Below are 24,293 nucleotides of genomic sequence, written 5' to 3'. Positions count from 1 at the left end.
TTGAACCCTCAGGGTCGGTTCTGGCGCAGCATAGGCAACTTTGCCCAACTGCGCCTGCCCGTCAGCTGTTGCTGTTGTCGATCTTGATGGTCGGGTCGGCGCCGCTGATCAACGAGTTGATCGTGGTGTGCGACCAGTCCACCCCCTCCAGCTTGATGGTGACATCGGCGTTGGCCAGGCCGCCGGCAGCGTTGAGCTTGCCCTCGGTGCTGATCTGCAGGGTCGAATCGCCGCCCACGGTGGTGATCTTCAGATAGTTGTCGATGGTCGAGCCGCGCTCACCTTGCAGCAGGTCGGTCAGGTCGAGGCGATCGCCTTCGCTGAACTTGAAGTCCTTGATCACGTCCTGGCCGGTGTCGCCGGCTTTCCAGACGAAAGTATCTGCACCGGCGCCACCGCTGAGGATGTCGTTGCCCTTGCCGCCGATCAGCGTGTCATTGCCGGCCCCGCCAAACAGCAGGTCGTTGCCTTCGCCACCCAGCAAAGTGTCGTTGCCAGTCCCGCCGAGCAGGATGTCATTGCCCTTGCCGCCATCGATGTAATCGTTGCCCCCCTGGCCAAAGATGATGTCGTTGCCGCCGCCTCCCATCAGGGTGTCGGCACCGTCGTTGGCGCGCGACAGATCGAAGTCGGTGTAATGCTCGGTGATGTACTGGTGCATCACCTTGGCATCCACCAGGCTCGCGTCCACGCCCAGCTTGGTCGCGACGAAGGCCTGGACGGCCTCGATACCGCTGCCGGGTATCGAGTCGAAGCTCACCAGGTCGCCGAAGATGATGTCGTGGCCATCGCCGCCGTTGATCGTATCGGCGCCAGCGATGGTCTGGTCGGTGTGGCCGAGGATCGCATCGGTGATCTTGGCGGGGTCGATGTTGACCTGCGGTACGCCGTCGCTGTCGAACGGCTTCAGGTCGGTGCTGCTGATGCCAGTTCCGACGCCGACGGCCTCGACCGACGAAAGCGCCGACAGCAGCGCGAAGCTGGAGGTGGCGTTACTCAGGGTGTCGCTGGTCGTGGTGCTGCCGGTGCCGGCCAGTTTCGACAGCTCATAGCCGCCGTTGCCTTCGGCGTGGATCAGGCCGGTGGTGACGGCACTCCACTTGTAGCTCAGGCTCAGCAGGTCGAAGCTGCGGGTTTCGGCGGTGAGCTTGCCGGTGGCGTCGATCGACACCCGGTTGCTGGTGTCGAGCTGGTAGTTGGTCAGGGTGTCGCCCATCTTGTAGCTGATGTTGCCAAGCAGCGTGTCGAGTTTGACCGTGCTGTTGGCCAGGGCCGGGTTGGTCTGTTCGCCGGTCTGGTAATAGGTTGGCTGGCCGTCGGTGAGGAAGTAGGTCTGGTTGGTGCCGGTGACGCCGGCATTCTTCAGGTTCTGGAACCAGTTGGCCGTGGTCTTGAACGCGTCCTCGTAGTTGGTGCCGCCGTCCGCGCTCATGCCACTCAGCGCATTGAGCAGGGTCTTGAGGCCGGCATCGTTGAGGGTGACTGCGACGGTGCTCTTGACCTGGGTGGCGAAGTCCACCAGCAGCACGTTAACCGTACCGACCCCGGTGGCTTTGGCATCCGCCAGCAACGCCTGGAACGTGGTGGCCAGCGACGCCTTGGTCGCTTCGATGCCGGTGGTGCTCATGCTGCCCGAGGTGTCGACGATGAAGGCGAGGTTGTAGTTGGTACCGGCGGCCATATGCAGGCCGGCGGTGTCAGCGATGATGATGTCGTCACCATAGGTGCCGGTCGTGCTGTCGTTGGCGGTGGTCAGCTGGGAAGTGGTGTAGGTGTCCGGGTACACCGTGACCTTGAGCGTGCCCTCGGTGGTGGCAAAGCTGCCGCCGACCGACTCGGTGGACGTCGAGGTGACCTTCACATCGAACTGACCGCTGTAGTAGGACGGCGTCTTGATCGTCAGGCTGTTCAGGGTCCAGCCGCTGACGTCGACCGCCGTGCTACCCACAGTAGCGCTATGCCCGGCGCTATCGCTGATCACCGAGCCGGCCGGGATGCCGCCCAGCTTGACGCTCAGCGCCTCGGAACCGTCGATGTCGGTCAGGCTGCTGCTGATGCCCACCAGCTTGACGCTGCCGTTCTCTGGCCCTTCGTTGAGCTTGTAGCCATCGTAGTAACCCTGGCCGCCGCTACCGTGCAGGTCGGATAGCGTGACGCCGGCGTTGGCCAGGGCGGTGACGCTTGGGTACATGGCGATGGTGGTGCTGTTGAAGTCGCCCACTGTACCGCTGCCAACCTTGATATTGACGTCGTAGCTGCCTGGGCCCGACTGGTTGGCGTGGTAGATCTCCAGGGTGTAGTAGCCGCTGGTGGTGGGCGTATAGGTGCCCGCGACGGTGCCGCCAGCACCCCAGGTGGCGGTGACCACGCTCTTGCCGCCGATGTTCACCAGCAGGCTGTCGTCAGCGGTGCCGCTGAAGGTGTAGGTCTTGCCGGCTTCCAGGTACACCAGGCCGGATGTCTTCGAACCGCTCTGGGCCGCTACGGTGGCGTCGGACTGCACATTAGTGGTGGTGGCTGACGTAGTGGCAGTGCCCGAGTTGGTGAACACCGTCTTCAGCGCATCGCCGGTAATGCCGTTGCCGTTGGTGCCCAGGCCAGTGAGGGTAGTCCAGGTTTCCTTGGTCAGGCCCAGCGAATTGACGTTGTTGCTGCCGATGCTCAAGGTCGGGGCGTCGGCGACCGGCGTGATGTCGACCTTCAGCGTGGTTTCAGTGCCCGGGGTAATGCCGTCAGTGGGCTTGAACTTGATCTGCGCGTAGTCAGCCTGGTTGTTGCCAACACCAGTGCCGCCGTAGCCATCGGCACCGGACTGGTTGGCCAGCGGCACGAACTTGAGCTTGCCGGCGGCGATGTCGGCCTGGCTCACGGTCTGGTTGACTGTCACGTTCACCCAGGCGGTGCCGTTGTTGTACTGCAGGGTGCCAAGGGTCGGCAACTGGGTGATGGTGATGCCCAGGCTCGAAGTGGGGCTGTCGACGTCGGTAACGTTGAAGTTGCTCCAGTTCAGCACCAGCGCAGTGTCCTCGACACCGGTGACGGAGCCTCCGATGGACACCGGTGCATCGTTGACCGCCACCACGTTGACCGTGGTGGTTGCGGTATTGGACACATTGACCCCGTCGGTGACCGTGACCGTAATGATCCGCGGCGTAGTGCTCGGGTCCTCGCTGGTGTTTATGAAGGTGATGTTCTTGATTGCCTGCATGTAGTCGGCCAGCGACGCGTTACCTGTCAGGGTCAGCACCACCTTGCCGGCGGTCACGCTGGAGGTGATGGTGATGCCGTTGACGCTGCTGCCCAGGTTCAGCGCATCGCCTGCCTGGGCGTTGGTCAAGGTGACGGTGGCACCGGCCATCTGCGTGCTATCGAAGTCGGTGATGGAAATATCCAGGTCACTGATCGAGTTGCCGCTGCCGTTTTCGGTGAAGGTGGTCTGGAAGTCCGCCCCCGTCTTGCCGCTGGAGTCGTTGGCGTCGAGGTCCAGCACCGGGGCCGGCTCGTAGAGCTGGGTGGTGATGCTGCCCGCAGTGCTGCTGACCGCAAGCCCTTCGAAGTTGCCACCGGTGGCCGAGTCGATCTTGATGGTGAACTGCTCGGTGCCTTCGGTGATGTTGTCCTTGATGGTCGGGATGGAGAAGGTGGCCTGGTTGCTGTTGGCTTTGATGGTTACCGTGGCCACGCCGGTATAGTCGACGCCGTTGGTGGCGGTGCCGCTGTAGCTCAACTTGACCACCACGTCGGTTTGCGGCGGATTGCTCAGGGTCAGGGTGTAGGTGGCATTGTTGCCCTCGGCCACGGTGGCGGAGCCGGTGATGCCGAGTGTGGTGGTGTTCAACGTGTCGGTAACGGCGGTGACCGCTGGCGCCGGGTTCACCACCAGGCTTTCGAAGTTGCCGCCGGTGGCGTTGGTGATAGTGGTGCTGACCGTGGTCGCGTCAATGTAGACGTCATCGGCTGGCGCGGCCACGGTGACGCTTCCGGATGACTGGTTGGCACCGATGCTGATGGTCTGGCCGTTGCTCAATGTCACGGTCACTGCTGTCTGTGCCGGGTTGGTCAGGGTCGCGGTGTAGACGATCTGGCCGCCCTCGGCCACGGTGGGTGTGGCGGTCAGGCTGACTGTGGTGGTGTCCTGCACATCAGTGACGCTGGTGCTGAGCACGGCCTTGTTGGCCACCAGGTTCTCGTAGCTGCCACCAGAAACGCTGCTGATGCTGTTGGTTACGGCGGCATGGCCCTGATACACATCATTGGTCACCGCGGCCGTGGCGGTACCGGAAGTTTGGCCGACTGCAATGGTGATGGTCTGGCCATTGGTTAGGTTCACGATCACCGGAGTCACGGTGACTGCAGCACTGACGGTGGCGGTGTAGATGATGGTGCCGCCCTCGGCCACGGATGGCGTGGCGCTGAGGGTCACGGTGGTGGTGTCCTGCACATCGGTGACCGAGGTGCTGACGCTGGCGGTATTGGCGACCAGGTTCTCGTAGCTGCCGCCGGAAACGTTGGTGATGCTGTTGGTGACTGGCGCGTGGCCCAGATAGACGTCGTTGGTCACGCTGCCTGTCGCCGTGCCGGAGCTTTGGCCGACCGGTATGGTGATGGTCTGGCCGTTGGCCAGGGTCACCGTCACGGCACTGCCAGTGACTGGCGCGCCAACGGTTGCGGTGTAAGTGATGGTGCCGCCCTCGGCCACGGATGGCGTGGCCGTCAGGGTGACGGTGGTAGTGTCCTGCACATCGGTGACGGTGGTGCTGACCGCCGTCTTGTTGGCCACCAGATTTTCGTAATTGCCACCGGACACATTGCTGATGCTGTTGGTGACCGCGGCATGGCGCACGTAGACATCGTTGGACACGGCGGCCGTGGTAGTGCCGGAGGTCTGGCCGACCGCAATGGTGATGGTCTGCCCGTTGGCCAGCGTCACCAACACGGGGCTGCCGGTGACCGCCGCAGTGACGGTGGCGGTGTAGACAATGGTGCCGCCCTCGGCCACCGAAGGCGTGGCGGTCAGGTTTACGGTCGAGGTGTCGATGGTATCGGTGACATTGGTTACCGCAGCCGTGCTGTTGATCGCCAGGTTCTCGAAGTTGCCTCCAGTGGCGTTGGTGATGCGGGCGCTGACCTGGGCGGCATCGATGTAGGGATCGTCGCCAGGCGCTGCAATGGTCACGCTGCCTGAGTTCTGATTAGCACCGATGGTGATGGTCTGGCCATTGCTCAGGGTCACGGTCACGGGGGTTTGCGCGGCGTTGGTCAGGGTGGCGGTGTAGACGATTTGGCCACCTTCGGCCACGCTCGGCGTTGCCGACAGCGACACCGTGGTGGTGTCCTGCACGTCGGTGACACTGGTACTGACCTGGGTCTTGTCGGCCACCAGGTTCTCGTAGCCGCCGCCGGACACGTTGCTGATGCTGTTGGTGACGGCGGCGTGGCCCTGATACACGTCGTTGCTGACGGCGCCGGTGGCCGTGCCGCTGCTCTGGCCGACCGGGATGGTGATGGTCTGGCCGTTGGCCAGGGTGACTACCACCGGGCTGCCTGTGACCGGGGCGCCGACGGTGGCGGTGTAGAGGATGGACCCGCCTTCGGCCACGGAAGGCGTGGCGGTCAGGGTGACGGTGGTGGTGTCCTGGACGTCGGTCACCGTGGTGCTGACGGTGGCGCTATTGGCGACCAGGTTTTCATAGTTGCCGCCACTGACGCCAGTGATGTTATTGGTAACTGGCGCATGGCCTTGATAGACGTCGTTGCTGACGGCGCCGGTGGCCGTGCCGGAACTTTGGCCAACCGCAATGGTGATGGTCTGGCCGTTGGCCAGGCTGACCACCACCGGGCTACCGGTGACCGGCGCACCCACGCTGGCCGTGTAAACAATGGTCCCGCCCTCGGCCACGGACGGCGTGGCCGTCAGGGTAACGCTAGTGGTGTCAGTCACATCCGTGACGCTGGTGCTGACCTGAGTCTTGTCGGCCACCAGGTTCTCGTAGTTGCCGCCAGACACATTGTTGATGCTATTGGTGACCGGCGCGTGGCCCTGGTAGACGTCGTTGCTGACGGCACCGGTGGCCGTGCCGCTGCTCTGGCCGACCGGTATGGTGATGGTCTGGCCGTTGGTCAGGGTCACCACGACCGCGCTGCCAGTGACCGGCGCACCGACCGTGGCGGTGTAGATGATGGTCCCACCCTCGGCCACTGACGGCGTTGCGGTCAGCGTGACTGTGGTGGTGTCGGTTAAATCCGTGACGCTGGTGCTGACCTGAGTCTTGTCGGCCACCAGATTCTCGTAGTTACCGCCAGACACATTGTTGATGCTATTGGTGACCGGCGCGTGGCCCTGGTAGACGTCGTTGCTGACGGCACCGGTGGCCGTGCCAGAGCTCTGGCCGACCGGGATGGTAATGGTCTGGCCATTGGTCAGGGTGACGAGCACCGCGCTACCGGTGACCGGCGCGCCCACGCTGGCGGTGTAGATGATGGTGCCGCCCTCTGCCACGGACGGCGTAGCAGTCAAGGTTACCGTGGTGGTATCGGTCACATCCGTAACGCTGGTGCTGACCTGGGTCTTGTCGGCGACCAGGTTTTCGTAGTTGCCCCCAGATACGTTGTTGATGGCGTTGGTGACCGGCGCATGACCTTGGTAGACGTCGTTGCTCACGATACCCGTGGCCGTGCCTGAGCTCTGTCCGACCGCGATGGTGATGGTCTGGCCGTTAATCAGGGTGACCACCATCGGGTTGCCGGTGACCGGTGCGCTGACGGTCGCGGTGTAGACGATGGTGCCGCCCTCGGCGACCGACGGCGTGGCCATCAAGGTCACGGTCGACGTATCGATGGTGTCGGTGACGCTGGTGCTGACCTGGGATTTGTCAGCCACCAGGTTCTCGTAGTTGCCACCGGATACATTGCTGATGCTGTTTGTAACGGCGGCATGGCCCTGGTAGACGTCATTGCTGACGGCACCGGTGGCCGTGCCGGCACTCTGGCCGACAGGGATAATGATGGTCTGGCCATTGGCCAGGCTGACCACGACTGGGCTGCCAGTGACCGGAGCACCGACGGTGGCGGTGTAAACAATGGTCCCGCCTTCGGCCACGGACGGCGTGGCGGTCAAGGTCACCGTGGTGGTGTCCTGCATGTCCGTCACCGTAGTGCTGACCACCGCCTTGTTCGCTACCAGGTTCTCATAATTGCCGCCTGACACATTGCTGATGTTGTTGCTGACGGCGGGGTGGCCCTGGTAGACGTCGTTGCTGACGGCTGCCGTTGCGGTGCCGGAAGTCTGCCCAACGGGGATGGTGATGGTCTGGCCGTTGGCCAGGGTCACGACCACGGCAGAGCCTGTCACCGGCGCGGTCACGGTGGCGGTGTAGACGATGGTCCCGCCTTCGGCGACCGATGGTGTGGCGGTCAGAGCGACAGTCGAGGTATCGACAGCGTCGGTGACATTGGTCACCGCCGGCGTGCTGTTGACCGCCAGGTTCTCGAAGTTTCCGCCAGAAGCACTGGTGATCCGCGCACTGACCTGGCCGGCATCGAGGTACGGATCATCGGCTGGCGCAGCAACTGTGATGCTGCCGGAAGACTGGTTAGCGGCGATGGTGATGGTCTGGCCATTGCTCAGACTCACAGTCACCGCCGACTGCGCGGCGTTGGTCAGGGTGGCGGTGTAAACGATCTGGCCACCTTCGGCCACGCTTGGCGTCGCCGACAGCGAGACCGTGGTGGTGTCCTGTACATCGGTGACGTTGGTGCTGACCTGGGTCTTGTCGGCGACAAGGTTTTCGTAATTGCCGCCGCTGACGTTGCTGATGCTGTTGCTGACGGCGGGATGGCCCTGATATACGTCGTTGGAGACCGTCGCCGTGGCGGTCCCCGAACTTTGCCCGACCGGAATGGTGATGGTTTGCCCGTTGGTCAGGGTCACCACCACGGCAGACCCAGTAACCGGAGCGCCTACCGTCGCGGTGTAGAGAATGTTCCCTCCTTCAACTACGGACGGCGTAGCGGACAGGGTAACAGTGGTGGTGTCCTGGACATCCGTCACCGTAGTGCTGACCAACGCCTTGTTCGCCACCAGATTTTCATAGTTGCCACCGGACACATTGCTGATGCTGTTGCTGACAGCCGGATGGCCTTGATAGACGTCATTGGATACGGCAGCAGTAGCGGTCCCCGAGCTTAGCCCGACTGGAATGGTGATGGTCTGCCCGTTGGCCAGCGTCACGACTACGGCTGAGCCAGTGACGGGGGCGGTGACGGTTGCGGTGTAGATGATGGTGCCGCCTTCGGCCACCGATGGTGTGGCTGTGAGCGTCACGGTCGAAGTGTCGACGGTATCGGTGACGCTGGTCACTGCCGGTGTGGCATTGATCGCCAGATTCTCGAAGTTGCCGCCAGATGCATTGGTGATGCGTGCGCTGACTTGGCCGGCATCGAGGTATGGATCATCGGCTGGCGCCGCTACGGTGATGCTGCCGGAAGACTGGTTGGCAGCGATGGTGATGCTCTGGCCATTGCTCAGGGTGACGGTCACTGCGGTCTGGGCGGCGTTGGTCAGTGTGGCGGTGTATACGATCTGGCCGCCTTCGGCCACGCTTGGCGTAGCCGACAAGGAGACGGTGGTGGTGTCCTGCACATCAGTGACGTTGGTGCTGACCTGCGTCTTGTCCGCAACCAGATTTTCATAGCTGCCACCACTGACGTTGCTGATGCTGTTGGTGACTGCCGCGTGGCCTTGGTAGACGTCATTGCTCACGGCGCCCGCAGCGGTGCCAGAGCTCTGACCGACCGGGATGGTGATGGTCTGTCCGTTGGTCAGGGTCACTACGACCGGGCTACCAGTGACCGGCGCACCCACGGTGGCGGTGTAAAGGATGGTGCCGCCCTCGGCCACCGACGGCGTGGCCGTCAGGGTAATGGTAGTGGTGTCAGTCACATCCGTGACGCTGGTGCTGACCTGGGTCTTGTCGGCGACCAGATTCTCGTAGTTGCCGCCAGACACATTGTTGATGCTGTTGGTGACCGGCGCGTGGCCCTGGTAGACGTCATTGCTGACTGCCGCCGTTGCGGTGCCGGAACTCTGCCCAACGGGGATGGTGATGGTCTGGCCGTTGGCCAGGTCGACCAGGACTGGGCTACCAGTGACGGGGGCATCGACGGTGGCGGTGTAAACAATGGTCCCGCCTTCGGCCACGGATGGCGTGGCCGTCAGGGTGACGGTGGTGGTGTCCTGCACGTCCGTCACCGTGGTGCTGACCACCGCCTTGTTCGCCACCAGATTTTCATAGTTGCCGCCTGACACATTGCTGATGCTGTTGCTGACGGCGGGATGGCCCTGGTAGACGTCGTTGCTGACGGCCGCTGTTGCGGTGCCGGAACTCTGCCCAACGGGAATGGTGATGGTCTGCCCGTTGGCCAGGGTCACGACCACGGCAGAGCCGGTGACCGGCGCGGTCACGGTGGCGGTATAGACGATGGTCCCGCCTTCAGCCACCGATGGCGTGGCAGTCAGGCTTACGGTCGAGGTGTCGACGGTATCAGTGACATTGGTTACTGCCGGCGTGGAATTGACCACCAGACTCTCGAAGTTGCCACCGGATGCATTGGTAATACGCGCACTGGCCTGCCCGGCGTCGAGGTACGGATCATCAGCTGGTGCGGCAACGGTGATGCTGCCGGAGGACTGGTTGGCGGCAATGGTAATGGTCTGGCCGTTGCTCAGGCTCACAGTCACGGGCGACTGCGCGGCGTTGGTCAACGTCGCCGTGTAAACGATCTGCCCACCTTCGGCCACGCTTGGCGTCGCTGAAAGCGACACGGTGGTGGTGTCTGTCACATCGCTGACGGCGGTGCTGACAGGCGCTTGGTTTGCGACCAGGTTTTCATAATTGCCGCCGCTGACACTGGTGATGTTGTTGGTGACTGCGGCGTGGCCTTGGTAGACATCGTTGCTCACGGCGCCGGTGGTGGTGCCCGAGCTTTGGCCGACCGGGATGGTGATGGTCTGGCCGTTTGCCAGGCTGACCACCACAAGGCTACCGGTAACCGGCGCCCCGACGGTGGCGGTGTAGAGGATGGTCCCACCTTCGGTCACGGACGGCGTGGCCGTCAGGGTGACGGTGGTGGTGTCTTGAACATCGGTCACCGTGGTGCTGACTGCCGTCTTGTTCGCCACCAGGTTTTCATAGTTGCCGCCGCTGACGTTGGAGATGCTGTTGGATACGGCAGGGTGACCCTGGTAAACGTCGTTGGAAACGGTAGCCGTAGTGGTACCGGAACTTTGCCCGACCGGAATGGTGATGGTCTGCCCGTTGGCCAGGTTCACCACCACGGCAGAGCCTGTGACGGGGGCGGAAACAGTTGCGGTGTAGACGATGGTGCCGCCTTCGGCGACCGATGGCGTGGCGGTCAGGTTTACGGTCGAGGTGTCGACGGTGTCGGTGACATTGGTCACTGCTGGCGTGCTGTTGACCGCCAGGTTCTCGAAGTTGCCGCCAGATGCGTTGGTGATACGTGCGCTGACCTGGCCGGCGTCGAGGTACGGATCATCGGCTGGCGCGGCAACAGTGATACTGCCGGTGGTCTGGTTGGCGGCGATGGAGATGGTCTGGCCATTGCTGAGCGTGACGGTGACCGCTGATTGCGCGGCGTTGGTCAACGTCGCCGTGTACACGATCTGTCCGCCTTCGGCCACGCTTGGCGTCGCTGACAGCGACACGGTGGTGGTGTCCTGCACGTCGGTGACATTGGTGCTGACCTGGGTCTTGTCGGCCACCAGGTTCTCGTAGTTGCCACCGGATACATTGCTGATGCTGTTGGTAACGGCGGCATGGCCCTGATAGACGTCGTTGCTGACGGCGCCGGTGGCCGTGCCGGTGCTCTGGCCGACAGGGATAGTGATGGTCTGGCCGTTGGCCAGGCTGACTACGACCGGGCTGCTAGTGACAGGTGCGCCTACGGTAGCGGTGTAAAGGATGGTGCCGCCCTCGGCCACTGACGGCGTGGCGGTCAGTGTCACTGTTGTGGTGTCCTGGACATCGGTGACGATGGTGCTGACGGTGGCGGTGTTCGCGACCAGGTTTTCGTAAGCGCCGCCGGAAACATTGCTGATGCTATTGGTGACCGGCGCATGGCCCTGGTAGACATCGTTGCTGACAGCACCGGTAACGGTGCCGGAGCTTTGGCCAACCGGGATGGTAATGGTCTGGCCATTGGTCAAGGCCACCACCACCGGGTTACCGGTGACCGGTGCGTCTACGGTGGCGGTGTAGAGGATGCTGCCGCCTTCGGCCACGGAAGGCGTGGCGGTCAACGTCACCGTAGTGGTGTCCTGCACGTCCGTCACCGTGGTGCTGACCACCGCCTTGTTCGCCACCAGGTTTTCATAATTGCCGCCTGACACATTGCTGATGCTGTTGCTGACGGCGGGGTGGCCCTGGTAGACGTCGTTGCTGACGGCCGCTGTTGCGGTGCCGGAACTCTGCCCAACGGGAATGGTGATGGTTTGTCCGTTGGCCAGGTTCACCACCAGGGCAGCGCCTGTGACGGGGGCGGTAACGGTTGCGGTGTAGACGATGGTCCCGCCTTCGGCGACCGATGGTGTGGCAGTGAGGCTTACGGTCGAGGTGTCGACGGTGTCGGTGACATTGGTCACTGCAGGTGTGACGTTGATCGCCAGGTTTTCGAAGTTGCCACCCGATGCATTGGTAATGCGGGCACTGACCTGGCCGGCATCGAGGTAGGGATCATCCGCTGGCGCAGCAACCGATATGCTGCCGGTAGTCTGGTTGGCGGCAATGATGATGGTCTGGCCATTGCTCAGGGTGACAGTTACTGCAGTTTGCGCAGCATTGGTCAGGGTGGCGGTGTACACGATCTGTCCGCCTTCGGCCACGCTTGGCGTCGCCGACAACGACACGGTGGTGGTGTCTGTCACATCGCTGACGGCGGTGCTGACAGGCGCTGGGTTTGTGACCAGGTTTTCATAATTGCCGCCGCTGACGTTGCTGATGCTGTTGGTAACCACGGCATGGCCTTGGTAGACATCGTTGCTCACGGCGCCTGTAGTGGTGCCCGAGCTTTGGCCGACAGCAATGGTGATGGTTTGGCCGTTGGCCAGGCTGACTACCACAGGGCTACCGGTAACCGGCGCCCCGACGGTGGCGGTGTAGAGGATGGTCCCACCTTCGGACACGGACGGCGTGGCTGTCAGCGTAACAGTGGTGGTGTCCTGCACATCGGTAACCGTAGTGCTGACCGTGGCGGTATTTGCCACCAGATTCTCGTAATTACCGCCGCTGACGTTGCTGATGCTATTGGTGACCGGCGCATGGTCCTGATAGACATCATTGCTGGCGGAAGCGCTGCCGGTGCCGGAGCTCTGGCCAACCGGGATGGTGATGGTCTGCCCATTGGCCAGGTTGACCACGACTGGGCTGCCAGTGACCGGAGCACCGACGGTGGCGGTGTAAACAATGGTCCCGCCCTCGGCCACGGAAGGCGTGGCGGTCAAGGTCACCGTGGTGGTGTCCTGCACGTCTGTCACCGTAGTGCTGACCACCGCCTTGTTCGCCACCAGGTTTTCATAATTGCCGCCTGACACATTGCTGATGCTGTTGCTGACGGCGGGGTGGCCCTGGTAGACGTCGTTGCTGACGGCTGTCGTTGCGGTGCCGGAACTCTGCCCAACGGGGATGGTGATGGTCTGGCCGTTGGTCAGGTTCACCACCACGGCAGAGCCTGTGACGGGGGCGGAAACAGTTGCGGTGTAGACGATGGTCCCGCCTTCAGCCACCGATGGCGTGGCAGTCAGGCTTAAGGTCGAGGTGTTGATGGTGTCGGTGACATTAGTCACCGCCGGCGTGCTGTTGACTACCAGGCTCTCGAAGTTTCCGCCAGAAACATTGGTGATCCGCGCACTGACCTGGCCGGCATCGAGGTACGGATCATCACCAGGCGCTGCCACGCTGATGCTGCCTGACGTCTGGTTGGCGGCGATGGTGATGCTCTGGCCATTGCTGAGCGTGACGGTTACTTCCGACTGTGCGGCGTTGGTCAGGGTGGCGGTGTAAACGATCTGCCCACCTTCGGCCACGCTTGGCGTCGCTGACAGGGAGACGGTAGTGGTGTCCTGCACATCAGTGACGCTGGTGCTGACCTGGGTCTTGTCTGCGATCAGGTTCTCGTAATTTCCGCCGGTGACGTTGCTGATGCTGTTGGTGACAGCTGGGTGGCCTTGGTAGACGTCGTTGGACACGGCAGCCGTAGTGGTGCCGGAACTTTGCCCGACTGGAATGGTTATGGTCTGGCCGTTGGCCAGATTTACGACCACGGCAGCGCCTGTGACGGGGGCGGTGACGGATGCGGTGTAGATGATCGTGCCACCTTCGGCCACCGAAGGCGTGGCGGTCAGAGTGACGGTTGAAGTGTCGACGGTATCAGAGACATTGGTCACTGCAGGCGTGGAATTGACCGCCAGATTCTCGAAGTTGCCGCCAGATGCGTTGGTGATGCGTGCGCTGACTTGGCCGGCATCGAGGTACGGATCATCGGCTGGCGCCGCAACGCTGATGCTGCCGGAGGTCTGATTGGCGGCGATGGTGATGCTCTGGCCATTGTTCAGCGTGACAGTCACGGCGGTTTGCGCGGCGTTGGTCAGCGTGGCGGTGTAAACGATTTGCCCACCTTCTGCCACGTTTGGCGTCGCTGACAGGGACACGGTAGTGGTGTCCTGCACGTCAGTGATGTTGGTGCTGACCTGAGACTTGTCCGCGACCAGGTTTTCGTAGTTGCCACCTGAAACGGCGTTGATGCTGTTGATGACAGCGGCATGGCCTTGGAAAACGTCATTGCTGACGACGCCAGTGGCGGTGCCCGAACTCTGGCCAACCGGAATGGTGATGGACTGGCCATTGGTCAAAGCCACCACTACCGGGCTGCCAGTGACTGGTGCTCCGACGGAAGCGGTGTAAATGATGGTGCCGCCTTCGGTCGCGGACGGCGTGGCGGTCAGGGTGACCGTGGTGGTGTCCTGGACATCGGTGACGGTGGTGCTGACAGGCGCTTGATTGGCCACCAGATTTTCGTAGTTACCGCCACTGACGAAGGTAATACTGTTGCTGACAGCCGGGTGGCCTTGGTAGACGTCATTGGATACGGCGGCCGTCGCGGTGCCGGAGCTTTGCCCGACTGGAATGGTGATGGTCTGGCCGTTGGCCAGGTTCACCACCACCGGGCTGCCCGTAACTGGAGCCTCCACACTCGCCGTGTAGGTGATGGTCCCGCCTTCGGCCACGGACGGCGTGGCTGTCAAGGTCACGGTGGAGGTGTCGACGGTGTCGGTGACATTGGTCACGGCTGGCGTGGAATTGACCGCCAGATTCTCGAAGTTGCCACCGGATGCATTGGTAATGCGTGCACTGAGCTGGCCGGCATCGAGGTACGGATTGTCGGCTGGCGCCGCTACGGTGATGCTGCCGGAGGTCTGGTTGGCGGCGATGGTGATGGTCTGACCATTGCTCAGGTTCACAGTCACTGTCGACTGCGCGGCGTTGGTTAGTGTGGCGGTGTAGATGATCTGGCCACCCTCGGCCACGCTCGGCGTCGCCGACAGGGAGACTGTGGTGGTGTCCTGTACATCGGTGACGCTGGTGCTGACCGCCGTCTTGTCGGCGACCAGGTTTTCGTAATTCCCACCTGTGACGTTGCTGATGCTGTTGGTGACAGCCGCATGGCCCTGGTAGACGTCGTTGCTGATGGCGCCGGTGGCCGTTGCGGAGCTCTGGCCGACCGGGATGGTGATGGTCTGGCCATTGGTCAGGGTGACTACCACCGCACTGCCGGTGACTGGCGCACCGACGGTGGCGGTGTAGAGGATGTTGCCACCTTCGGCCACGGACGGTGTCGCGGTCAGGGTGACGGTAGTGGTGTCCGTCACATCGGTAACGCTGGTGCTGACCTGCGACTTGTCGGCCACCAGATTTTCGTAGCTGCCACCACTGACGTTGCTGATGCTGTTGGTGACCGGTGCATGGTCTTGGTAGACATCATTGCTCACGGTACCGGTGGCGGTGCCTGAGCTCTGACCGACTGGAATGGTGATGGTCTGGCCGTTGGTCAGGGTCACCACGACCGGGCTGCCAGTGACTGGTGCACCTACGGAAGCGGTGTAAGTGATGGTGCCGCCTTCGGCTACTGATGGCGTGGCGGTCAGGGTGACCGTGGTGGTGTCCTGGACATCGGTAACGGTCGTGCTCACCGTGGCGCTATTAGCGACGAGGTTCTCGTAATTTCCTCCGCTGACGGCGGTGATGCTGTTGCTGATCGCTGGGTGGCCCTGGTAGACGTCGTTGCTCACGGTAGCAGTGGCGGTACCGGAACTCTGCCCGACTGGAATGCTGATGGTCTGCCCGTTGGCCAGGTTCACCACTACGGCAGAACCTGTGACCGGGGCTGTGACGGTTGCGGTGTAGACGATGGTGCCGCCTTCGGCGACCGATGACGTGGCGGTCAAGGTGACCGTGGTGGTGTCCTGAACATCGGTGACGGTGGTGCTGACAGGCGCTTGGTTGGCCACCAGATTTTCGTAGTTACCACCACTGACGGAGGTAATGCTGTTAGTTACCGGCGCGTGTCCTTGGTAGACGTCATTTGTCACGGCTCCCGTGGTAGTGCCGGAGCTTTGCCCGACGGCGATTGTGATGGTCTGCCCGTTGGCCAGGTTGACCACAACCGGACTGCCGGTGACCGGTGCCCCCACCGTAGCGGTATAAATGATGGTGCCGCCTTCGGCGACCGATGGCGTGGCGGTCAATGTGACCGTGGTGATATCCGTAACATCGGTGACGCTGGTGCTGACTTGGGTTTTATCTGCGACCAGGTTCTCGTAGTTGCCGCCGCTAACATTAGAGATGCTGTTGCTGACAGCCGCATGACCCTGGTAGACGTCGTTGGACACCATAGCCGTAGCGGTACCAGAACTCTGACCGACCGGGATGGTAATGGTCTGCCCATTGGCCAGATTTACTACGACTGCGGAACCGGCGACCGGCGCTGTAACCGTGGCTGTATAGACAATGGTGCCGCCTTCGGCCACCGATGGTGTGGCCGTCAGGCTCACGGTTGAGGTATCTACGGTGTCAGTGACATGGGTCACCGCTGGTGTGGCATTGACCGCCAGGTTCTCGAAATTTCCGCCAGATGCGTTGGTGATGCGTGCGCTGACTTGGCCGGCATCGAGGTACGGGTCATCGGCTGGCGCAGCAACTGTGATGCTGCCGGAAGACTGGTTGGCAGCGATAGTGATGCTCTGGCCATTGCTCAGGGTGACGGTCACTTCCGACTGTGCGGCGTTGGTCAGGGTGGCGGTGTAAACGATCTGTCCGCCCTCTGCCACGCTTGGCGTCGCCGACAGCGAGACGGTGGTGGTGTCCTGTACGTCGGTGACATTGGTGCTGACCTGCGTCTTGTCGGCCACCAGATTTTCGTAGCTGCCACCACTGACGTTGCTGATGCTGTTGGTGACCGGTGCGTGGCCTTGGTAGACATCATTGCTCACAGCGCCGCTGGCCGTGCCCGAGCTTTGGCCGACAGCAATGGTGATGGTCTGGCCGTTGGCCAGGCTGACCACCACAGGGCTACCGGTAACCGGCGCCCCGACGGTGGCGGTGTAGAGGATGGTCCCACCTTCGTTCACGGACGGCGTGGCCGTCAGCGTCACTGTAGTGGTGTCCTGTACGTCCGTGACTGTCGTACTGACTGGCGTCTTGTCGGCAACAAGATCTTCAAAGTTGCCGCCTGTTACATTACTGATGCTGTTGCTGACAGCCGGATGGCCTTGATAGACGTCATTGGATACGGCAGCAGTAGCGGTCCCCGAGCTTAGCCCGACTGGAATGGTGATGGTCTGCCCGTTGGCCAGGTTCACCACCACGGCAGAGCCTGTGACGGGGGCGGAAACAGTTGCGGTGTAGACGATGGTGCCGCCTTCGGCGACCGATGGCGTTGCGGTCAGGCTTACGGTTGAGGAATCGACGGTGTCGATGACACTGGTCACCGCTGGTGTGGCATTGATCGCCAGGTTCTCGAAATTGCCGCCCGAAGCGCTGGTAATGCGGGCGCCGACCTGGCCAGCATCGAGGTACGGATCATCGGCTGGCGCCGCCACGGAGATGCTGCCTGAAGTCTGATTGGCGGCGATGGTGATGGTCTGGCCATTGCTCAGGGTGACGGTCACTTCCGACTGTGCGGCATTGCTCAGGGTGGCGGTGTAAACGATCTGGCCGCCCTCTGCCACGCTGGGCGTGGCAGAGAGCGACAGGGTGGTGGTGTCCTGTACGTCGGTGACATTGGTGCTGACCTGCGTCTTGTCGGCCACCAGATTTTCGTAGCTGCCACCACTGACGTTGCTGATGCTGTTGGTGACCGGTGCATGGTCTTGGTAGACATCATTGCTCACGGTACCGGTGGCGGTGCCTGAGCTCTGACCGACTGGAATGGTGATGGTCTGGCCGTTGGTCAGGGTCACCACGACCGGGCTGCCAGTGACTGGTGCACCTACGGAAGCGGTGTAAGTGATGGTGCCGCCTTCGGCTACTGATGGCGTGGCGGTCAGGGTGACCGTGGTGATGTCCTGGACATCGGTAACGGTCGTGCTCACCGTGGCGCTATTAGCGACGAGGTTCTCGTAATTTCCTCCGCTGACGGCGGTGATGCTGTTGCTGATCGCTGGGTGGCCCTGGTAGACGTCGTTGCTCACGGTAGCAGTGGCGGTACCGGAACTCTGCCCGACTGGAATGCTGATGGTCTGCCCGTTGGCCAGGTTCACCACTACGGCAGAACCTGTGACCGGGGCTGTGACGGTTGCGGTGTAGACGATGGTGCCGCCTTCGGCGACCGATGGCGTAGCGGTCAGGCTCACGGTCGAGGTATCGACGGTGTCGGTGACATTGGTCACTGCAGGCGTGGCGTTGATCGCCAGGTTTTCGAAGTTGCCACCCGATGCATTGGTAATGCGTGCACTGACCTGCCCGGCGTCGAGGTACGGATCATCGGCTGGCGCGGCAACCGTGATGCTGCCGGAGGTCTGGTTGGCGGCAATGGTTATGCTCTGGCCATTGCTGAGCGTGACGGTGACCGCTGACTGCGCGGCGTTGGTCAATGTTGCCGTGTATACGATCTGTCCACCTTCGGCCACGTTTGGCGTAGCCGACAAGGAGACGGTGGTGGTGTCCTGTACGTCAGTGACGTTGGTGCTGACCTGAGACTTGTCCGCGACCAGGTTTTCATAATTGCCACCGCTGACACTGGTGATTTTGTTGGTGACTGCGGCGTGGCCTTGGTAGACATCATTGTTCACGGCGCCCGTGGCGGTGCCAGAGCTCTGACCGACCGGAATGGTGATGGTCTGCCCATTGGCCAGGTTCACCACAACGGCAGAGCCGGTGACTGGCACCGTCACCGTGGCCGTGTAGATGATCGTGCCGCCTTCGGATACCGATGGTGTGGCTGTCAGGGTTACGGTCGAAGTGTCGACGGTATCAGTGACATCGGTCACTGCCGGCGTGGAATTGACCGCCAGATTCTCGAAGTTGCCGCCGGATGCATTGGTGATGTGTGTGCTGACTTGGCCGGCATCGAGGTACAGATCATCGGCTGGCGCGGCGACAGCGATGCTGCCGGAGGTCTGGTTGGCGCCGATGGTGATGGTCTGGCCGTTGCTAAGTGTGACGGTCACCGGAGACTGCGGGGCATCGGTCAGGGTCGCGGTGTAAACGATCTGTCCGCCTTCGGCCACGCTCGGTGTCGCCGACAGCGAGACGGTGGTGGTGTCTTGCACGTCGGTGACGTTGGTGCTGACCTGCGTCTTGTCCGCGACCAAGCTCTCGTAGTTGCCGCCCGAGACACTGCTGATGCTATTGCTGACGGCGGCATGGCCCTGGTAGACGTCGTTGGATACGGCAGCCGCGGCGGTGCCGGAACTCTGGCCGACCGGAATGGTGATGGTCTGGCCATTGGTCAGAGTCACCACAACCGGGTTACCGGTGACCGGCGCGCCTACGGCGGCGGTATAGAGGATCGTGCCACCCTCGGCCACGGACGGTGTGGCGGTCAGGGTAACAGTAGTGGTGTCTTGCACATCCGTGACGCTAGTGCTGACTTGGGTTTTGTCCGCAACCAGGTTTTCATATTTGCCGCCACTGACGGCCGTGATGCTGTTGCTGACCGCCGGATGGCCCTGGTAGACATCGTTGGTCACGGCAGCCGTAGCGGTCCCGGAACTTTGCCCGACCGGAATGGTGATGGTCTGGCCGTTGGCCAAGGTGACCACTACGGTGGACCCGGTGACGGGTGCGGTGACGGTAGCGGTGTAGACGATGGTGCCGCCCTCGGCCACCGATGGCGTGGCGGTCAGGCTTACGGTCGAGGTATCGACGGTGTCGGTGACGCTTGTGCTGACCGCTGAATTGTCAGCGACCAGGTTCTCGTAATTACCACCACTGACGGCCGTGATGTTGTTGGTGATTGGGGCATGGCCCTGGTAGACGTCGTTGCTCACGGCGCCAGTGGCGGTGCCGGAACTCTGCCCAACCGCAATGGTGATGGTTTGCCCATTGGCCAGGCTTACTAGTACCGGGCTGCCGGTGACCGGCGCACCGACGGTAGCGGTGTAGACAATGGTCCCACCTTCGGTCACGGACGGCGTGGCGGTTAGGGTAACCGTGGTGGTGTCCTGAACATCGGTGACGGTAGTGCTGACGTCCGTCTTGTCAGCGACAAGGTTCTCGTTATTGCCGCCGGACACATTGCTGATGCTGTTGCTGACAGCCGGATGGCCCTGATAGACGTCGTTGGTCACGGCAGCTGTAGCGGTGCCGGAACTTTGCCCGACCGGAATGGTGATGGTCTGGCCGTTGGCCAGGGTCACCACAACGGCGGATCCTGTGACGGGTGCTGTGACGGTAGCGGTGTAGAGGATGGTGCCGCCTTCAGCCACCGATGGCGTGGCGGTCAGGCTGACGGTCGAGGTATCGACGGTATCGGTGACGTTGGTCACCGCTGGGGTGCTGTTGACTGCCAGGTTCTCGAAGTTGCCGCCAGAGGCACTGGTGATGTTCGTGCTGACTTGGCCAGCGTCAAGGTAGGGGTTATCGCCATGGGTGGCGACACTGACGCTCCCGGAGGTCTGGTTGGCGGCGATGGTGATGGTCTGGCCGTTGCTCAAGGTGACGGTCACCGGCGACTGCGCAGCGTTGGTCAGGGTGGCGGTGTACACGATCTGGCCGCCCTCAGCCACGCTGGGCGTCGCCGATAGTGATACGGTCGTGGTGTCCTGCACGTCGGAGACGTTGGTGCTGACCTGAGATTTGTCCGCGACCAGGTTTTCGTAATTCCCACCGGATACGTTGCTGATGCTGTTGGTGACGGCAGCATGGCCCTGGTAAACATCGTTGCTGACGGCACCGGTGGCGGTCCCCGAGCTTTGGCCAACCGGGATGGTGATGGTCTGCCCATTGGCCAGGGTCACCACGACCGGGCTGCCGGTGACCGGTGCGCCCACGTTGGCCGTATAGAGGATGGTCCCGCCTTCGACTACGGACGATGTGGCGGACAGGGTGACGGTGGTGGTGTCGGTCACATCGCTGACGGTGGTGCTGACTTGGGTCTTATCGGCGACCAGGTTTTCGTAGTTGCCACCGGACACGTTGCTGATGCTGTTGGTGACCGGTGCGTGGCCTTGGTAGACGTCATTGGAGACTGCAGCGGTGGCGGTGGCGGAACTCTGCCCGACCGGGATAGTGATGGTCTGGCCGTTGGCCAAGGTGACCACGACGGCTGAACCTGTGACCGGTGCGGTGACCGCGGCGGTGTAGACGATGGTGCCGCCTTCAACCACCGATGGCGTGGCGGTCAGGCTCACGACCGATGTGTCGACGGTATCGGTGACCTTGGTCACCGCTGGAGAGCTGTTGATCGCCAGGTTCTCGAAGTTGCCACCAGAGGCATTGGTGATGCTCGCGCTGACCTGGCCGGCATCCAGGTAAGGATTATCGCCGTGCGTGGCGACACTGACGCTGCCAGAGATCTGGTTGGCGCCGATGGTGATGGTCTGGCCGTTGCTCAGGGTGACCGTCACCGGAGACTGCGGGGCATCGGTCAGGGTCGCGGTGTAGACGATCTGTCCCCCCTCGGCGACGCTCGGAGTTGCCGATAGCGAGACCGTGGTGGTGTCCTGCACGTCCGTGACGCTGGTGCTGACCGGTGCCTGGTTGGCTACCAAGTTTTCGTAATTGCCGCCGGAGACGTCGCTGATGCTGTTGGTGACGGCCGAATGGCCCTGATAGACATCGTTGCTGACGGCGGCCGTGGCGGTGCCAGAACTTTGGCCGACCGGGATGGTGATGATCTGGCCATTGGCCAGGCTGACCACGACCGCACTCCCAGTGACCGGAGCGCCCACGCTGGCTGTATAGGTGATGGTCCCGCCTTCGGCCACGGACGGCGTGGCTGAGAGCGTGACCGTAGTGGTGTCTTGCACGTCGGTGACGGTGGTGCTGACAGGTGCCTGGTTGGCGATCAGGTTCTCGTAATTGCCGCCGGAGACGCTGGTGATGCTGTTGCTGACTGCGGCATGGCCTTGGTAAGCGTCGTTGGACACGGCACCCGTTGCGGTGCCGGAGCTTTGGCCCACCGCAATGGTGATGGTCTGCCCGTTAGCCAGGCCGACGACGACCGGGCTGCCGGTGACCGGTGCCCCGACGCTGGCGGTGTAGACAATAGTGCCGCCCTCGGCTACGGACGGCGTGGCTGAGAGCGTGACGGTAGTGATGTCTTGCACATCGGTGACAGTGGTACTGACCGGTGTCTGATCGGCAAGCAGGTTTTCGTAGTTACCCCCGGTGAACCCGGTGATGCTGTTGTTGATCGGCGCATGCCCCTGATAGGCATCGTTATCCACAGCTGCAGTGACTGCTCCCGTACTTTGTCCTACCGGGATGGTGACCGTCTGGCCATTGGCAAGGCTGACGACCAGCGGGGCGCCAGTTACCGGTGCATTCACGGTCACGGTATAGACGATGCTGCCGCCCTCGGCTACCGAAGGCGTAGCGCTGAGCGTCACGGTCGAGGTATCGAGGGTATCGGTGACCGTGGTCAAGGCTGGCGTGTTGTTGATCGCCAGGCTCTCGAAGTTGCCGCCGCTGGCAGTGGTGATGCGCGCGCTGACCAGCCCGCCATCCACATAGCGATCGTCGCCGGGTGCGGCCACGCTGATGCTGCCGGAAGTCTGGTTGGCCGCGATGGTAATGCTCTGGCCGTTGCTCAGGGTCACGGTGACGGCGGTCTGGCCGGGATTGCTGAGCCTCGCGGTGTAGACGATCTGGCCGCCCTCGGCCACGCTCGGGGTCGCGCTCAGGGTCACCGTGGTGGTGTTCTGTACATCGCTGATCGAGGTGCTGACCGGCGTCGGATTGGCGACCAGGTTTTCGAAGTTGCCACCGCTGACGGCGCTGATGCTGTTACTGACTTGCCCAGGCCCCTGATACACATCATTGCCCACCGGTACGCTGACCGTGCCAGAGCTCTGGCCCACCGCCACGGTGATGGTCTGGCCGTTGGCCAGACTCACCACCACCGGCGTACCGGTGACCGGCGCCGAGAGGCTTGCGGTGTACACGATGGTGCCGTTTTCGCTCACTGAAGGGGTGGCCGTCAGAGTGACCGTGCTGGTATCAACCGAGTCGGTGATCACAGTCAGAACGGGGGCAGGGTTGGCCTCCAGGTGCTCAAAGTTACCCCCGGTCACGGAGGTGATGCTGGCGCTGAGTGAGCTGGTGCCCTTGTACACATCGTTGGCCGTTTGCAGCGACACACTGCCGCTGCTCTGGCCCGCTGCAATGCTTATGACCTGGCCATTGGACAGGCTGACCGTGACGGCGGTCTGCGCCGGGTTGCTCAGGGTGACGGTGTAGGTGATTGCCCCGCCTTCGACAACCGAGGGTGTGGCGCTGAGCAGGGCGGTGGTGGTGTCGACGCTATCGACCACACGGGTGCTGGCCGGGGTGCCGTCGATGCTGACGGGGAGTCCGCCCCCGTTGGTGCCGGTGATGTTCACCGACAGCACCCGGTCATCGATGTACGCCGTGTCGTTGGCGGGTACTGCGACACTCACCGAGCCATTGGTCTGCCCGGCGGCGATCACGATCACTGCGCCATTGGACAAGGTCACGCTCAGTTCGCTCAGCGGAGCCTGGCCAACCGTAGCTACATAGATGATGGTGCCGCCGCTCTCGCTGATCGACGGCGTCGCGCTCAGTGTCACGGCCGTACCCGTATCTGCGGCAACGGCAGCGTCCCGGCCGGCGAACTGTTCAAAGCGCAGCCCCTCGCTGAAATTCAGTGGACCGGTCTGGTAGCCGACGGTCGGGTCGACCCGCTCTGCGGTTTCCTCGAGCATGACAAAACCGTGACCGCCACCGAGCGCGCCACTGCTGCTGCCCGAAGATGTCGGGCCCGCCGCTGTGGCTTCCAGCGCCGTAGTCGGGTCGACGCCCGCCTGGATCGCCTGTTGCAGCTGCTCCACCGACGGCGCCGTCTGGGTGGTGGCCAGGCACATGTCGGTGCTGCTGTCAGGCGTGCCGGCGCTCCACTGGCTGTCGCGGCCCAGGTCCACATAGCGGCCATCGGTCAGCTGCAGGGTGATGGCTCCGCCCACACCGGTGAGTACCTGTTCGCCGGCGTACAGGCGGTCTCCTTCGATGAGCACGCGGCGGATGCCTTCTGGGGATACCGCGATGACTTGGCCAACAATGCTTTTGACGATGGCTACAACAGTGCTCATGGGACTCTCCAGATAACTCGACCAGTGCCTTCCATGCCCCGCAAGCGGGGCGGTGGAATGATTTGAAGTGCCGCTATCGTAGGTGTGTCAAACTTTCGTACAGTTCATTTATTTGCAGTTTCAGAGTGGCGATATATTGACTCGCGTCGCTGAGTTGCAAATATCGGGCAATCTAAAGTCATAACGTGAAATTGCAGCTTGCCAATACTTACTTTCGTATTAGTTGCAATGTGGTTGTACGCAATATGCCGTGGGGTCTTTCCCAGAAGGCCTTGCAGTACTTAGGCTTGCACTGGTCCGTGGTGAGAGGCGGTGCAGTTGCAACGAAACTTCGACTTGCACCTGCGGTATCTGTAGTTAGTCTTTTGTTATAGGTTGAGGTCTGTCCAAGTTTCGAAGGTCGTTACCGGCAGCAGGTATGAAACCTTCACGCGTTGCTGTCGTCTGCTTA

Annotated in this window: 1 protein-coding gene; it reads right to left on the bottom strand. The window is 62.3% G+C overall.

The annotated features are described in order from the left end of the window. Positions 1–61 precede the first annotated feature (61 nt). Entirely contained in the window at positions 62–23,842 is a 23,781-nt protein-coding gene (locus BUQ73_RS25540) for an immunoglobulin-like domain-containing protein (RefSeq protein WP_079230177.1), read from the bottom strand. Positions 23,843–24,293: the final 451 nt, after the last annotated feature.

It is taken from the genome of Pseudomonas putida, from assembly GCF_002025705.1.
Lineage (GTDB): Bacteria > Pseudomonadota > Gammaproteobacteria > Pseudomonadales > Pseudomonadaceae > Aquipseudomonas > Aquipseudomonas putida_J.
This window is presented reverse-complemented; position numbering and strand designations above follow the sequence as displayed.